13 protein-coding genes and 1 tRNA gene are annotated in these 15,347 nt (G+C 73.7%); 11 read left to right on the plus strand and 3 right to left on the minus strand.

Annotated elements, in window-relative coordinates:
* Nucleotides 1-38: 38 nt before the first annotated feature.
* The 8 genes from A0J59_RS15180 (at nt 39) to A0J59_RS15215 (ending at nt 8,097) form a co-directional block, all read left to right on the plus strand.
* A complete protein-coding gene (locus A0J59_RS15180; protein ID WP_064316664.1) occupies nt 39-2,495 on the plus strand; it encodes a GH36-type glycosyl hydrolase domain-containing protein in 2,457 nt (818 codons plus the stop codon).
* A 144-nt stretch (nt 2,496-2,639) separates the two neighbouring features.
* Nucleotides 2,640-3,290: a GNAT family N-acetyltransferase gene (locus A0J59_RS15185; protein ID WP_047232450.1), complete on the plus strand. Its 651-nt coding sequence runs from the start codon at nt 2,640-2,642 to the stop codon at nt 3,288-3,290.
* Between the two features lie 61 nt (nt 3,291-3,351).
* Complete coding sequence (locus tag A0J59_RS15190) at nt 3,352-4,620, plus strand: hypothetical protein (RefSeq protein WP_064316665.1); 1,269 nt, start codon at nt 3,352-3,354, stop codon at nt 4,618-4,620.
* 65 nt (nt 4,621-4,685) lie between these two features.
* Nucleotides 4,686-4,758, plus strand: a tRNA-Ala gene (locus A0J59_RS15195).
* A 263-nt stretch (nt 4,759-5,021) separates the two neighbouring features.
* Nucleotides 5,022-5,696, plus strand: coding sequence for a helix-turn-helix transcriptional regulator (locus A0J59_RS15200; protein WP_064316666.1), 675 nt, complete (start codon nt 5,022-5,024; stop codon nt 5,694-5,696).
* 46 nt (nt 5,697-5,742) lie between these two features.
* Entirely contained in the window at nt 5,743-6,318 is a 576-nt protein-coding gene (locus A0J59_RS15205) for a hypothetical protein (protein WP_156533073.1), read from the plus strand.
* Nucleotides 6,319-6,324: 6 nt separating this feature from the next.
* On the plus strand, nt 6,325-7,056 hold the full coding sequence (locus A0J59_RS15210) for a hypothetical protein (protein ID WP_064316668.1): 732 nt from the start codon (nt 6,325-6,327) through the stop codon (nt 7,054-7,056).
* Between the two features lie 183 nt (nt 7,057-7,239).
* Nucleotides 7,240-8,097 (plus strand): formylglycine-generating enzyme family protein, encoded by an 858-nt coding sequence (locus A0J59_RS15215; protein ID WP_220084495.1) that lies wholly within the window; start codon nt 7,240-7,242, stop codon nt 8,095-8,097.
* 81 nt (nt 8,098-8,178) lie between these two features.
* Here A0J59_RS15215 and A0J59_RS21985 read toward each other — a convergent pair whose 3' ends face one another.
* Nucleotides 8,179-8,676, minus strand: coding sequence for a DUF4190 domain-containing protein (locus A0J59_RS21985; RefSeq protein WP_052877550.1), 498 nt, complete (start codon nt 8,674-8,676; stop codon nt 8,179-8,181).
* A gap of 189 nt (nt 8,677-8,865) precedes the next feature.
* Between A0J59_RS21985 and A0J59_RS15225 the strand changes: the two genes are divergently transcribed.
* Together A0J59_RS15225 and A0J59_RS15230 are read left to right on the plus strand one after the other, a co-directional pair.
* Nucleotides 8,866-10,494 (plus strand): hypothetical protein, encoded by a 1,629-nt coding sequence (locus A0J59_RS15225; RefSeq protein WP_064316670.1) that lies wholly within the window; start codon nt 8,866-8,868, stop codon nt 10,492-10,494.
* 96 nt (nt 10,495-10,590) lie between these two features.
* Nucleotides 10,591-12,096 carry a family 20 glycosylhydrolase gene (locus A0J59_RS15230; RefSeq protein ID WP_064316671.1) on the plus strand — a complete coding sequence of 502 codons (1,506 nt, stop codon included), beginning with the start codon at nt 10,591-10,593 and terminating at the stop codon, nt 12,094-12,096.
* A gap of 4 nt (nt 12,097-12,100) precedes the next feature.
* On the opposite strand, the gene A0J59_RS15235 is transcribed toward A0J59_RS15230, so the two are convergent.
* Nucleotides 12,101-13,750, minus strand: coding sequence for a dolichyl-phosphate-mannose--protein mannosyltransferase (locus A0J59_RS15235; protein WP_156533075.1), 1,650 nt, complete (start codon nt 13,748-13,750; stop codon nt 12,101-12,103).
* 34 nt (nt 13,751-13,784) lie between these two features.
* Between A0J59_RS15235 and rsmI the strand changes: the two genes are divergently transcribed.
* On the plus strand, nt 13,785-14,675 hold the full coding sequence (gene rsmI / locus A0J59_RS15240) for a 16S rRNA (cytidine(1402)-2'-O)-methyltransferase (RefSeq protein ID WP_064316672.1): 891 nt from the start codon (nt 13,785-13,787) through the stop codon (nt 14,673-14,675).
* A gap of 19 nt (nt 14,676-14,694) precedes the next feature.
* Here the strand turns inward: rsmI and A0J59_RS15245 are convergent, their stop codons facing one another.
* Complete coding sequence (locus A0J59_RS15245) at nt 14,695-15,294, minus strand: isochorismatase family protein (RefSeq protein ID WP_047232457.1); 600 nt, start codon at nt 15,292-15,294, stop codon at nt 14,695-14,697.
* Nucleotides 15,295-15,347: the final 53 nt, after the last annotated feature.

Raw genomic sequence — 15,347 nt, forward strand, 5'->3', positions numbered from 1 at the left:
CCCCAGCCCCCACCCCCACGACAGGAACCAGAGCAACGATGCGCTACGGCCACTTCGACACCGCGCACGACGAGTACGTCGTCGAGCGCCCCGACGTCCCCGTCTCGTGGACGAACTACCTCGGCAGCAAGAACCTGTGCACCGTGCTGTCGCACACCGGCGGGGGCTACTCGTACTTCAAGAGCTCGCAGTACGGCCGGATCACGCGCTTCCGGCAGAACGGTGTCCCGGTCGACCGGCCGGGCCACTACGTGTACCTGCGCGACGACGCGGACGGCGACTTCTGGTCGGTGTCGTGGCAGCCGGTCGGCAAGCCGTTCGTCGGCCCCGGCGAGGAGCTCGACCCCGCGGGCGGCGCGGGCCGCTGGACGACCCGGCACGGGCTGGGCTACTCGACGTTCCGTGCCGAGTACAAGGGTGTCGACGCCGAGCAGACGGTCTTCATCCCCGTGGACGACGACGTCGAGGTCTGGGACGTCCGGCTGACGAACACGACGGACGAGGTGCGTGAGCTCACCGTCGGGTCGTACGTGGAGTTCAGCTTCCACACGATCACGATCGACAACCAGAACCTCCAGATGTCGCTCTACGCGTCCGGCTCCTCCTACGAGGACGGCATCATCGAGTACGACTTCTACTACGAGCCGTGGACGTACCACTTCTTCGCCTCGAGCGAGACGCCGTCGTCGTACGACTCGCTGCGCGACAACTTCATCGGCCCGTACCGCTCCGAGGCGAACCCGATCGCGATCGAGCGCGGGCACGGTTCGAACGAGTCCGCGACGACGCAGAACCACTGCGGCTCGCTCCAGCACACGATCACGCTCGCGCCGGGCGAGACCAAGCGCCTCGTCTACATGCTCGGCTACGGCTCGCGCGACGCGGCCGGTCGGGCGATCCAGGCGAAGTACTCGGACGTCGCGACGGTCGACGCCGAGCGCGCACGGCTCCGCGCGTTCTGGCGTGCCAAGCAGGACAAGCTGCGGATCCGCACGCCCCACGAGGGCATGAACACGATGATCAACTCGTGGACCCTCCTCCAGGCGGAGACGTGCGTGCAGTGGTCGCGCTTCGCGTCGTTCGTCGAGGTGGGCGGCCGCGCGGGCCTCGGGTACCGCGACACCGCGCAGGACGTCATGAGCGTCATCCACTCGAACCCGACGAAGACGCGCCAGCGCATCGTCGAGCTCCTGCGCGCCCAGACGGAGGCCGGGTACGGCCTGCACCTCTTCGACCCGAAGGCGTTCGACCCCGACGCCGAGAAGCTGCCCGACGTCCCGTCGCCGACCATCGTGCCCACGGTCGACCCGAAGGACCTCATCCACGGGCTCGAGGACACGTGCTCGGACGACCACCTGTGGCTCGTGCCGTCGGTCGTCGAGTACGTCAAGGAGACGGGTGACCGCTCGTTCCTCGACCTGGAGATCCCGTTCGCCGAGGGCACGCCCGGCACGGTCTACGACCACCTGGTCAGGGCGCTCGAGTTCTCCGCGGAACAGGTGGGCCAGAACGGCGTCGCGCTCGGCCTGCGCGCCGACTGGAACGACTGCCTCAACCTCGGCGGCGGCGAGACGTCGCTCGTGACCTTCCTGCACGCGTGGGCGATCGGCGCGTTCCTCGAGATCGCCGAGCCGCTCGCCGCGGCGGGCGACGAGCGGGCCGAGGCGGACGTCGCGCGGTTCACGGCCGAGCGCGAGCGCATCGCCAAGGTCGCGGACGCCCAGCTCTGGGACGGCCGCTGGTGGATCCGCGGCTACACGCGCGACGGCGTGAAGATCGGCTCGGCCGAGAACGAGGAGGGCAAGATCTTCCTCGAGCACCAGGCCTGGCCCGTCATCGCGGGCATCACGAGCCAGGAGCGCGGCGAGGCGTCGATGGACGCGGTGCGCGAGCTGCTCGGCTCCGAGTACGGCAACCACCTCAACTGGCCGGCGTTCACGAAGGTCGACGACACGGTCGGGTTCGTCACCCGCGTCTACCCGGGCATCAAGGAGAACGCCGCGATCTTCTCGCACCCCAACGCGTGGCCGATCATCGCCGAGGCGATGCTCGGGCGCGGCGACGAGGCCGTGCAGTTCTACGACGCGATCCTGCCGTACCACCAGAACGACAACATCGAGGTGCGGGGCGCGGAGCCGTACGCGTACGTCCAGTTCCTCTACGGCCGCGACCACGAGTGGTTCGGCAAGGCGCAGAACCCGTGGCTCACCGGGACGGCCGGCTGGATGTACACCGCCGTGACCAAGTACGTGCTCGGCGTGCGCCTCGCGCTCGACGGCCTCGTCGTCGACCCGTCGATCCCGAAGGACTGGGACGGGTTCGAGGTGCGCCGCGAGTGGCGCGGCGCCGTCTACGACATCGAGGTCCGCAACCCCGACCACGTGTCGAAGGGCGTGCGCTCCGTGACGGTCGACGGCGTCGAGCACGACCCGGCGGCCCCGATCCCCGCGCTGCCGGAGGGCACCGAGGCGAAGGTCGTCGTCACGCTGGGCTGACGACCGCGTCGACCACGGCACGACCCGACGGTCCGTGCGCCACCACGCGGTGGCGCGCGGGCCGTCGGTGGTGTCACCCTGTGCACCGAGGACCGGGCGCCCGCCCGTGCCCGCCGACAGCTCCCCGAGGACGGTCACCGCCCGATGACGCACAAGATCACGCGCGGCTGGACCGTCACCAAGCCGTGGCCCGTGACCCTGCGGGACGACACGCTGGGCGGGTCGATCGTGCTGCGCCCGCTGCGCCGTCGGGACGCGAACGCCTGGATGCGCCTGCGCGCGCACAACGCGGACTGGCTCGAGCGCTGGGAGGGCACGTCGCCGCGCCCTGGCAGCGGGGGAGGACCGCCGACGTTCGCCGAGTACGTCCGCGTGCTGTCCGCGCAGGCGCGGGCCGGGTCGTCGCTCCCCTTCGCCGTCGAGCTGGACGGCGAGCTCGTCGGCCAGCTCACGGTCTCGTCGATCACGTACGGGTCGCTGTGCGGCGCGAGCATCGGCTACTGGGTGAGCGAGCACGTCGCGGGCCGCGGCGTCATCCCGACGTCCGTCGCCATGGCGACGGACTACTGCTTCGCGGTCCTCGGCCTGCACCGCATCGAGATCAACATCCGCCCGGAGAACGGCCCGAGCCTGCGCGTCGTGGAGAAGCTGGGCCTGCGCGACGAGGGCGTGCGCGAGCGGTTCCTGCACATCCAGGGGGCGTGGCGCGACCACCGGACGTTCGCGATCACGAGCGAGGAGGTCCCCGACGGTCTCCTCGCGCGCTGGCAGGCGACCCGCCGCGAGACCATCTGAGCCGACCGACACGCCGGAGCGCGTGCGGAGCGTGGCCGCGCGCCTCGCCTACGGTCGTGATGTGGAATCGGCCTCGGGGATCGTCGCGCTCGCGGTGTTCCTGCTGTGGGTCGGGTTCTACGTCCCGCACCGGGTGCGCCACCGGCAGCAGCTGCTGGAGGCGCGCACGGACGACCGCTTCTCCGGCTCCCTGCGCGTCCTGGCCGTCGCCGGCCCGGGCGGCGGAGGGATCGACCGCTGGGACGCGCGGCTCGACGGCGTCACGACCGTCGCCGCGATCGCCTCCGGTCCCGCCGGCGGTGGTCGCCCCCTGCTCGGGGGAGCGGGGCCGCAGGCCCGGTCCGAGGACCGGACGCACGAGGAGGAGGGAACGCACGCCATGGGGAGCACCGAGAGCGCGTCACCCTCGCGCGGGGCACCGCCGCGCCGTCAGCCGGCGTCCGAGCAGTCCCGCCTCGCCCTCCTCGAACGGCGCGCCGCCGCGGCGCGACGTCGTCTCGCGCTGACGGTCGTGCTGCTGCTCGCGAGCGTCGCGGTGTGGGTCGTCGTCGCGCTCGGGTACCTCCCGTGGTGGGCCGGCGTGGTCCCGACGGCGTTCCTCGGGCTCGTGCTCGTGCTGGGCCGTCGTGCGGTGCTCGCCGCGCAGCGGTCCGACGCCGCGTGGCTGGCCGAGCGTCGTGCCGCCGCCCGCGCCGCGCGCGGGACCGTCCTGGGGGCGCCGCCCGCGCCCCGGGGCGCGCGTCCCCGCGTCACCGGGCGCGCCGTGCACGGCTCCCAGGTGAGCACGCAGATGATCCCGCGCGTCACGCCCCAGGACCTCGCGCGGGCGAACGCCACCGCGGAGGCGCTCTCCGGGACGTCCGCGGCGTCCGCCTCGTCGCCGCGCGAGCGCGTGACCGCGTCGAGCACGACGGCGGCCGAGGACTCCGGCTCCGAGGAGCCCGCCACTGCCCGCGGCGGCTCGGGCGCGACGTCCGTGGTCGTCACGGAGACGTCGGTCGAAGCGACGGAGGTCGTCGAGGTCGAGGTCGTCGACGAGGACCACGTGCCCTCGGGCCGCGCCTGGGACCCGGTGCCGGTACCGCCTCCGACGTACACGATGAAGCCGACGGCACCGCGCCGCGAGCCTGCGCCGCTCACCGACGACGACGTCGTCTCGCCAGCGCGGGCGGGCGCCGCACCCGCTCCGGGCGCCGCGGTCGAGGTGGTCGTGGACGTGCCGTCCGGCGCGCCCGAGCCCGCCGTGGGCGACGAGCGCAAGCCGTCGACCGAGACGCTGGGTCTCGACCTCAACGAGATCCTCGCCCGGCGTCGGGCCGCGGGGCAGTAGCTCCCCCCGGGGGCGGCCGGTTTGGTAGACCCCGCCCCCGGGGTGCTAGTCTGTTCCTCGCTCGAGGGGCTATGGCGCAGTTGGTAGCGCGTCTCGTTCGCAATGAGAAGGTCGGGGGTTCGAATCCCCCTAGCTCCACCTCGAAAGGGCCGCTGACACGTGTCAGCGGCCCTTTTCGTTCCTGTCGGCGCGCCGAGCGGCTGCGCCCACCGCCCGGCTCCGCCCTCGTACCTGGCCACGTCTCGCCCCAGGGCACCGCGACCTCGGCACCTCGGGGTCACGGGTGATTTTCGGCTCGCTGACCAGCCTCGCCTCGCTCGACCGGTCTCCCCATGCTTCTGTGTGGCCACCGCACCGTTGCCGAGACGAGGGGGCCCGCGTGGGTGCAGCGCTGCTGCGACGTGGTGTCGTCGGATGAGCCCTTCGCCGCGGCGGTCCAGGTCGTCGCGCCACGAGAGGCCTCGCTGGGGGCGGGCCTGTCGGCCGCGCTGAGCGCGCGGGGCTGGTGGCCGGTGCGACGCGAGGTCGTCGCGGGCACCTCGTCGGCGTCGCCCGTCGTGCTCGTCCCGGAGGACGACGCCGGGCGTCCCTTGAAGGACGTCGGTGCGCTCGCGTCGGTGCCGGCGGTGTGCATCGCCTCGGCCGACGTGCTGCCGGGGCTTCTCGGCTATGCGGAGCGCGGCGCCGTCGTCCTGCACCGGGACGCGCCGTTCGCGCTGCTCGTCCTGCTCATCGAGGACGCGTTGCGCGGCGCCCGGACGGAGGGTCGCGCAGAGAGCCTTCGCGCCCGCATCGACGAGACCCGTGCACTGCGGACCCTCAGCCCCCGCGAGACCGAGACCCTCGTCGACCTCATGGAGGGCCTGACGGCAGCGGACATCGCTGCGCGCACCTTCCGCTCCCTGCACACCGTGCGGAGCCACATCAAGGCGGTGCTCACCAAGCTCGGCGTGACGTCGCAGACCGCGGCGACCGCTCTCGCGGAACGGTGCGGCGTGCCGCGGCCGCTGCACCGGGCCAGGGCGCAGTTCACCAATTGTGGCGATGTGCCGCCGGCCGCACGTCGCCGACGCTGAGAGCGGGTCGCACCGGCCCGTCTGACCTAGTGAAGGGGCACTTGTCATGGCACAGTCAATCGTGGAAGTCGTCAAGGTCATCGCACCGATCGCCCTCCAGGCGCTCGCCACCGCCGCCCAGGCACTGCTCGCCGACGAGGCGACCGCGGCCGCCGTCGAGCGTCTGCCCGAGAAGAAGGCCGCTCCGGCGGACGACGACTGGGGCGCCATCATCACGACGGACACCTGGCAGTTCTGCGAGTCGAAGTTCGCCACGCAGTACGACTACTACTACCAGGGCCTGGGTTCGAAGCCCGTCAACGGTGCGCTGCCCATCGCCGCCGCCGAGGACATCATCGTGTGGGAGCAGAAGAACAACGTCTCCGACGTCCAGGCGTACCTGCAGACGGTGTTCAGGGACTCGATCGGGGCCTCCGACTCGATCGAGATCTCCCAGAACCTGGGGACTCTCTTCATGGACCGCTTCAAGGAGGAGTCCCTCGACTGGACGCCCTTCTCCAAGCGGTACAACTTCCCGGACAAGCTCATCGTCGACACCTTCATGGTCACGGCCTCCGCCCGCGACGAGGACGACAACCTGGCGGGCGTCGCGAGCTACTGCTTCGTCGCCTACAACGGGTGACCGGTCATGGTCATCATCTACCGGGGCATGAAGGTGGACCCGGCCCACGACGACCAGCCGCTGGTCGAGGACGGCAACGGGAACGCGCTGGGCGTGCGGTCGACCGGGGCGAACCCGGACGTCGTGACCTACCAGCAGAACACCCAGGCGTGGGTCGCGCCGGAGCACCTCGGGGAGCCTCAGGGCATCTCGGTGGCCGTCGGCTCGGGGTGCAACCTGCCGAACCACCGGCGGCCCAAGGGTGCACCCTGGAACGGGACGGGCGCGGCCGGGCTGCGTGTGTGGCAGCTCGACTCCGCCACGCTCACGCCGGCCCAGCTCGCTGCGGTCGCGGCGCCGATCCCGGGCCAGCCGCACCACTACGTCGTCGCGCCCGGAGAGGCGATGTCGCTCGCGCAGTACCAGGGCTACGTCGCGGGCACGATGGGAGACTGGACGTTCGCGCCCGACCCGGATCCCGTGTGCGTGGCGGCAGTCTTCGAAGGAGCAGCGGTGGAACCGCATCTCGTCCGGCTCGCCGGCGGCGTGGCCGACGGTGACCACCCCGCCGAGCTCGTCGACGCGATCGTCGAGGCCAACCGGGCGGGCACCGGCCGGGACGAGCTGATCGCCGGGATCGAGTCCGAGGTCGCTCGTGCCGAGGCAGCCGGGAACGACGACGGGGCCGAACGGCTGCGCGGGGTGCTCGACCGCCTGACCGGGTGGTGTGCTCCGTCGAGCCGGATCGAGCTGACCTGAGCCGTCGTCACGGACGGCGGGAGGTCCTGGCGGGGTCGGAGGTCTGTGGGCCGACCCCGTCAGGGCACCCTCGTCACGTCGGTGACGCTCGTCGGTGGCGGTCGGGCAGGAGGGAGTGCGCGCACCTATCCTGACCGTGTGGCCCTCACCGAGCTCGTCACCGTCCCCGGCGGGACGTTCCGCATGGGTTCCGACCGGCACTACCCGGAGGAAGGGCCGGCGCACGACCGGGAGGTCGAGCCGTTCCTGCTGGAGCGGCACGCGGTGACGAACGCGCAGTTCGCGGCGTTCGTCGCGGACACCGGCTACGTGACCGTCGCGGAGCGCGCGCCCGACCCGGCCGACTTCCCGGGGGCCGACCCGGCGGACCTGGTGCCCGGGGGTCTCGTGTTCACCCCGACGCCGGGTCCGGTCGACCTGCGCGACTGGCGGCAGTGGTGGCGGTGGCAGCCGGGGGCGTCGTGGCGTGCGCCGCAGGGGCCGGGGTCCGACGTCGACGACCGCCCGGACCACCCCGTGGTGCTCGTCGCGTTCGAGGACGCGGCGGCCTACGCGGCGTGGGCGGGTCGGCGTCTGCCGACGGAGGTCGAGTGGGAGCGCGCGGCGCGGGGCGGGCTGGACGACGCCGAGTTCGCGTGGGGCGACGAGCTCGCGCCGGGCGGCCGGCCGATGGCGAACACGTGGCGGGGCCGGTTCCCGTACCTCAACGAGGGGTGGGGCGGCACGTCGCCCGTCGGTTCCTACGAGCCGAACGCGTACGGGCTGGAGGACCTCGTCGGGAACACGTGGGAGTGGACGGCCGACACGTTCGGCCCCCGTCACGTCGTTCCCGGGACGCGCGGGCCGGACGCCGGTGCGCGGCCGAACCTCCTCGCCCCGACGACGTCGCCGCAGGTCCTGCGCGTCACCAAGGGCGGCTCGCACCTGTGCGCGCCGGAGTACTGCCGCCGGTACCGGCCCGCGGCCCGGTCCCCGCAGTCGGACGACAGCGCGACGACCCACCTCGGGTTCCGCTGCGCCGCGGACGTCGACGCCGGCTGACGGACGACGAAGGCCCCCGCCGTCGGCGGGGGCCTTCCTCCTGTGCAGGGAGCGGACGGAGCGCTCGTTGCGGCGAGCGCGTCAGCCGCAGGTGTACGTGACACCGTCCTCGAAGTGCGTGCCCGGACCGAGCTCGGCGCACTTCTCGAGGACCGCGGAGGTGGTGACGCCGATGATGATGGCGACGACGATCGAGATCACGAGCATGATGGCGCCGACGATGATGCCCGCGAGGGCGATGCCGTTCTTGTAGCCGGCCTTCTTCGACTTGTTGTAAGCGATGATGCTGACGATCAGTCCACCGATCGACAGGCAGCCGAGGAACGACAGCACGAGGCCGACGATGCCCATCGTCTTGCCGGGGTCCTGGGCCGGGGCGGAGTACCCGGGGGTGCCGCCCTGGGGGGCGCCGTACTGCGGGGACTGCGGAGCGCCGTACTGGGGCGCCTGCGGGGCGCCGTACTGCGGGGCCTGCGGCGGCTGCTGGGGCTGGCCCGGCTGCGGAGCGCCGTACGAGGGCGGTCCGGACGGCGTCCCGCCGGGCTGCGGGTTCTGGTCGGGCTGGTCGGGGGTCGACATGCGATCTCCTCGGCGATGGGTTCGGGCCCGGTCAGTATGCCGGTCGATGCCGCCCGGCGCCCCGAGCGCCCGCGGCGCGTCCCGAACACGGGTCGCGGGCTCGCTCCCCGTCCACCCGACGGGCCGACCGTCACGAGTCCCACACATCCCTCGGTCTGCGGGGCGTGGGGCATGCGCGATGATGGGGGCGTGAACTCTCGGAAGGTCCGATTCGTCCCTCTCGCCCTCCCCGTCGTCCTCAGCCTCGGTGCCGCTGCGGCGCTCGGTGGGTGTGCCGCGGAGACCGCGAAGGCCGACGGACCGTCCTCGGGAGAGACCGGGCTCGTCGCGCGTGCGGCGGAGCCGAGCGACGGGGTCCTCGTGCTCGACTCGACCGACCCGGCGGAGCTCGCCCTGACGAGCAGCCAGGCGTTCTTCACGTCCGCGCCCGTCGTCGTCCTCGCCGTCGCCGACGACGAGTCGGCGCGGGCCACGGCGGCTGCCGCGGCGGTCGAGCTCGCCGCGCCCGTCCTCCTCGTCGGCGGGGCCATCTCCGACGGGGGGCTGCGCACGGAGCTCGCCCGGCTCGGCACGGTCGCGGTCGTCGAGGTGGGCGAGGCGGACGCGCCCCCGGGGCAGGAGGACACGGGAGAGACCCCGGAGCGCGCGACGCTGGGCGACGTCGAGGGCGTCGAGCGGGTCCTGCTCGACGTGGGGGCGCTCGGCGACGACGGGGCACTCGACCCGCACGACCTCGACGACGTCCGTGGCGCGCTGCCCGAGCGCGGCGAGCCGGAGACGCTGACCGAGGTGCTCGCCCTCACCGAGCCGGGGGGCCTCGACGCGCCCGGGGGCCCGCAGGCCGCGGCGATCGCGACCGCCCGCGCGGCCGGGGCGGTGCCCCTCGAGGTGCCGCGGGGCGACCCGCGCTCCTCGGCGGAGGTCGTCGACGCGATCGCGGCCGCGAAGGCGCTCGCGGTCGTGGGCATCGGGGAGAGCTTCGGGTCCGCGGAGGACCTGGCGTGGCGGCTGCGCACGGCCGAGGCCGGCGACCTGCTCCCGAGCGGGTCGCAGCTCGTGCTCGCCGACGGCGTGCGGTACGTGGCGGTCGAGGCGGACGCGGTGACCCCCGGGCTCGAGGCGGTGGGGGAGTGGGCGGTGACCGACGCCGTCACGCGCGCGCAGGACGCGGCGGCGTCGTACGCGGAGGCCGTGCCGGAGGAGACCGTGGTCCCGGTGCTCGAGGTCCCGGCGACCCGAGCGTCGTCGAACCCCGGCGAGGACCGGGACTACTCGACCGAGATCCCGGCCGAGGAGCTGCTGCCGCTCGTGGACGCGGCGGCCGAGGCGGGAGTCATGGTCGTGCTGCGCCTCGAACCGGGCCGCGCGTCGTTCGACGAGCAGGTGACCGAGTACGCGGACGTGCTCGCCCGCCCGACCGTGGGCGTGGCCCTCGACGTCGACGCGCGCCGGGTCGGCGACGGGTCGCCGACCGGCACCGTGGACGCGGCCGAGCTGGGCGCGGCGATCGACGCGGTCGGCGAGGTCGTGCGGACGCAGGGGCTCCCGCAGAAGCTGGTCGTGCTCCAGCGCTCGGACGAGGACGCGATCCGGGGGGCGTCCGACCTGGACCTGGGGTCGGGAGAGGCGGCCGTGGTCCTCCAGCCCACCTCGGGCGACGGCTACGGCGCCCGGGTGCGGGACTGGGGGCTGCTCCTGGACGGGCTGCCGCAGGGTGTGGTCGGCGGCTGGACGACCGGTTCGTCGGACCCTGCCCGTGACGTCGAGGGCGTGCTCTCGCTCGACCCGAGCCCGCGGTACGTCGCGCCGTCGCGCTAGCCCGGAGGCGCTTGGCCGCGCCGGGAGCGGCGGGTTAGGGTGTGTCGCTCGCAAAAGCCGAATCGATTCGATCCCAGCCAGACGACGAGGTACCCGATGGTCTCGGTCATCCCCCAGCCCCTGCACGTCGAGCCCGGGACGCACCACGTCCCCGTCGCCACGCTGGAGGTCCACGCGCTCGGTCTCGAGCGGACCGCCCCGTGGCTCGGGGACCTGGCCGCCTCGCTCCTGAGCGGCCTCGACGGCGTCGCCGCGACGCACGACGACCCGGCGTCCGGAGCCTCGGTCGCTGCCTCGTCGGGCTCTGCGACCCGCACCGCGCTCGTGCTCCGGATCGACGAGCTGGCCGGTCCGGAGGGTTCCACGAGCCCGGAGCGGTACAGCCTCGTCGCGGACGACGCAGGGATCACCGCGACGGCGGCCGAGCCCGCCGGGCTGCTCCACGCGGTGCAGACGCTGCGGCAGCTCGTCGAGGCGCCCGGCCCGGGCGACGAGCCCGCGCGGATGCCCCACGTCGTCGTGCACGACGCGCCCCGCTACCCCTGGCGCGGCCTGTCCGTGGACGTCGCGCGGACGTTCTTCGGTCCCGACGCGCTGCGCGCCGTGATCGACGTCGCGGCGGCGTACAAGCTCAACGTGCTCCACCTGCACCTCACGGACGACCAGGGCTGGCGCATCGAGTCGCCGTCCCGGCCCGAGCTCGCCAAGCTCTCCTCGGGGAGCGACACGTCCGGCGGCACGGGCGGGCACCTGTCGCTCGCGGACTTCCGCGCGTTGCAGGACTACGCCGCGGAGCGCTTCGTGCGGGTCGTGCCGGAGATCGACGTCCCCGGCCACATCAACGCGGCGACGCACGTCTACGGCGACCTCATGCCCGACGGCGTCGCGACCGACGCCTACTCGGGCATCGAGGTCGGCTTCTCGCGCCTCACGTTCGACCTGCCCGCGACCGAGCCGTTCCTGCGCGACGTCTTCACGGACCTCGCCCACGCCACGGACGGCGAGCACGTGCACCTCGGTGGCGACGAGGTGCTGAAGATGGAGCCCGCGGAGTACGCGCGGTTCGTCGAGCTGTGCGAGCGCCTGGTGCTCGAGGCCGGCAAGAAGCCGGTCGCGTGGCAGGAGGCCGCGAAGGCGCCGCTGCGCCCGGGCACGATCGTGCAGTACTGGGACACGCACCCCATGGACCTCACGTACCTGGTCGACGCCGCGAAGGCCGGGGCGCGCATCATCCTGTCGCCGGCGAACCGCGTCTACCTCGACATGCGCTACACGGCCGAGTCCGACCCCGCCCTGGGGCAGGACTGGGCGGGTCTCGTCGAGGTGCGCGACTCCTACGACTGGGAGCCCGAGGAGGTCGTGCCCGGCTTGCCGGTCGAGACGATCGAGGGTGTCGAGGCGGCGGTGTGGACCGAGCGCATCCCGACGCTCGACGCGCTGTTCACGATGCTCCTGCCGCGCCTGAGCGCCGTCGCGGAGGTCGGCTGGACCGCCCCGGACCGCAAGGACTGGGACGGCTTCCGTCGCCGCGTCGCCCGCGAGGCGCACGTCTGGCGCCGCGCGGGGATCGCGTTCCACGAGTCCGCGCAGGTCGACTGGTGACGCGTCAGATCCAGGTCGGCAGCCACATGTGCAGGCGCCAGAACCAGTACGGCACCTGCCACGCCGTCCAGATCGGGTAGAAGAACACGCTGACGGCGCCGATCGTCGTCAGCAGGACCGTGAGCCCCACCTTCACGCGCGCCCGCGCGACCGGGCGGTGCTCGGTGCGTTCGAGCGCGAGCGTCATCGCGTAGACGAGCGTGAGGACGACCCACGGCGTGAACACGATCGAGTAGAACGTGAAGATGGTCCGCTCGGCGTAGAGGAACCACGGCGCCCACCCGGCGACGATGCCGCTGAGCACGGCGAGCGCCCGCCAGTCCTTGAGCCGCACGAGCGCCCAGAGCGCGACGAGGATCGCGAGCGCCGCCGTCCACCACAGCACGGGGTTGCCGAGCGACGTGATCGCGCGCGCGCAGCGCTCCACCTCGCACCCCGCCTCGCCGGCGTCGTAGGAGCGCCAGTAGAACGACGTGGGACGCCACTGGAGGATCCACCCGAGCGGGTGCGCCTCGTAGGTGTGCTCGGACGTGAGCCCGTTGTGGAAGTCCCACATCTTGAGGTGGTACTCCCACAGCGACCGCAGGCCGGGCGGGAGCCACTGGACCCCCTCGCCGGGGTGGTCGAGCGCCCACTGGCGCATGTAGGCCCCGGGGGTGCGGAACCACGACGTCCACGACGCGAGGTAGGCGAGCGCCGCCGTCGGGAGCATGACGAGCGCGGCCGGGACCGCGTCGCGCACGAGCGCGTCCTCCCACCAGCGCCCGACGCCCGCGGTGCGGCGCGCGGTCGCGTCCCACAGCACCGACACGACGGCGAAGACGGCGAGGAAGTACAACCCCGACCACTTGACCCCGCACGCGAGGCCCAGCGCGACGGCCGCCGCGAAGCGCCACCACCGCCACCCGAGGCCCGGTCCGTAGCGTCCGATCGTCCCGCCGGCGTCGAGGATCGCCCCGCAGCGCTCGGCGAGCCGCCGGCGCGCCTGCTCGCGGTCGAGCAGCAGGCACCCGAACGCGACGAGCACCCAGATCATGAGCATGTTGTCGAGCAGACCCGTGCGAGAGTGCACGATCGCCTCGCCGTCCACGGCCATGAGCGCTCCCGCGACGATCCCCATCGCGGTGGAGGCGAACAGGCGTCGGGCGATCCGCGCCACGAGCACGACGGCGACCACCCCGACGACCGCGGACGCGATGCGCCACGACCACGGGTTCTCCGCCCCGCCGAAGAACCTCATCCCGAGCGCGATCATCCACTTGCCGAGCGGGGGGTGGACCACGTAGTCCGCCGTCGGGAGGAACGAGTTCACGTCCCCGGCCTCGAACGCCGGGTTCGGCTCCTCGGGCCAGTCGGCCTCGTACCCGACCTGGAGCAGCGTCCACGCCTGCTTGACGTAGTACGTCTCGTCGAACACGAGCGTGCCCGGGCGACCGAGGTTCCACAGCCGCAGCACCGCCGCGACGGCAGCGACGATCGCGACCCCGAGCCACCCCCACAGCCTGTCGTGCGCGGTCGCCCCGAGCGCCGGACGGCGGGGCCCGAGCAGGGCGAGCAGGAGGCGCTCGCGGTGGGTCAGGTCGGGCGCGTCGGCGGCGTCCTGCTCGGGGGGCGCGGGCGACGCGTCGGCGGGCGGCTGGGACACGCTGGCCATCGTAGGGGCACGCGGGTGTGGAACCCTGGGAGCCATGTCCTCCTCGACCGACGTGCCCGACGCCGACCGGCCCACGACCCCGCGGGAGGCCGGGCACCTGGTGCTGGGCGGCACCCCGATCGGCAACGCGGAGGACGCGAGCCCGCGGCTGCGGCGGCTGCTCGCCGAGGCCGACGTCGTCGCGGCGGAGGACACGCGCCGCCTGCACGCGCTCGCGGGCCGCCTGGGCGTGCAGGTCGGCGGACGCGTCGTCAGTTTCCACGAGCACAACGAGTCCGACCGCGCGGACGACCTGCTCGACGTCGTCGACGGCGGCGGGACGGTGCTCGTCGTGTCCGACGCGGGCATGCCGAGCGTCTCCGACCCGGGCTTCCGCGTCGTCGCGCGCGCCGTCGAGCGCGGGGTCCCGGTCACGACGGCGCCCGGGCCGAGCGCCGTCCTCACCGCCCTCGCGCTCTCGGGCCTCCCGACGGACCGCTTCTGCTTCGAGGGCTTCCTGCCGCGCAAGGCGGGCGACCGGTCGCGGACGCTCGCCGCGCTCGCCGACGAGCCGCGCACGCTCGTGTTCTTCGAGGCGCCGCACCGCGTGGCGGAGACGCTCGCCGCGATGGCCGAGGCGTTCGGCGCGGACCGGCCGGGCGCCGTCGCGCGCGAGCTCACCAAGACGTACGAGGAGGTGCTGCGCGGGCCCCTCGCCGAGCTCGCGGAGCGCGCCGCCGCGGAACAGCTCCGCGGGGAGATCTGCGTCGTGGTCGGCGGCGCGCCGCCGCGCGGCCCGGTCCCGCTCACCGAGCTCGTGCCGGCCGTGCTCGCGCGCGTCGACGGCGGCGAGCGGCTCAAGGAGGTCGTCGCGGACGTCGCCCAGGACGCGGGGGTCGCCAAGCGCGACCTCTACGCGGCGGCGCTGGAGGCGCGCCGCCGCTGAGCCCGCGCGGGACGGGCCGTCAGCGCCCGACGGCGGTGCTCGGTTCCAGCGCGACGCCCGCCGCGGCGAGCTCCTCGCGCGCCGCGGCGCCGAGCTCGGGCGTGACCGGCACCGTGAGGTCGGTGAGGACCCGGGTGGCGAGCCCGAGCGCGTGGGCGTCGAGCGCCGTCGCGCGCACGCAGTGCGACTCGGCGATCCCGACGACGTCGACCGCCTCGATCCCGGCGTCGCGCAGGACGTCCGCGAGCGGCCGGCCGCCGACGTCGACCCCCTCGAACCCGGAGTACGCGGCCTGGTACTCGCCCTTCTTCACCCCCGCGTCGGGCGCGAGGTCGGCCAGCGCGGGGTGCAGCTCGGCGTTCGGGGTGCCCGCGATCCCGTGCGGGGGCCACGTGTCGACGAAGTCCGGCTCCGGGCTCCAGTGCTCGCCCGGGTCGACGTGCCAGTCCTGGGTCGTGACGACGAGGTCGTAGGCGTCGCGGTGGTCGCGCGCGTGGTCGGCGATCCGCTGCGCGACGGCGTTCCCGCCCTCGACCCCCAGCTCCCCGCCCTCGCAGAACGTGGGCTGGACGTCGACGACGATCAGCGCGCGGCGCACCGCGGGAGTGTTCTCGCTCATGCGCCCACTCTGCCACCCGGGCCGGGGCAGCGGGGGAGCGCTCGGGGAAACGC

The organism is Cellulosimicrobium sp. I38E (assembly GCF_001647255.1).
GTDB lineage: Bacteria > Actinomycetota > Actinomycetes > Actinomycetales > Cellulomonadaceae > Cellulosimicrobium > Cellulosimicrobium cellulans_E.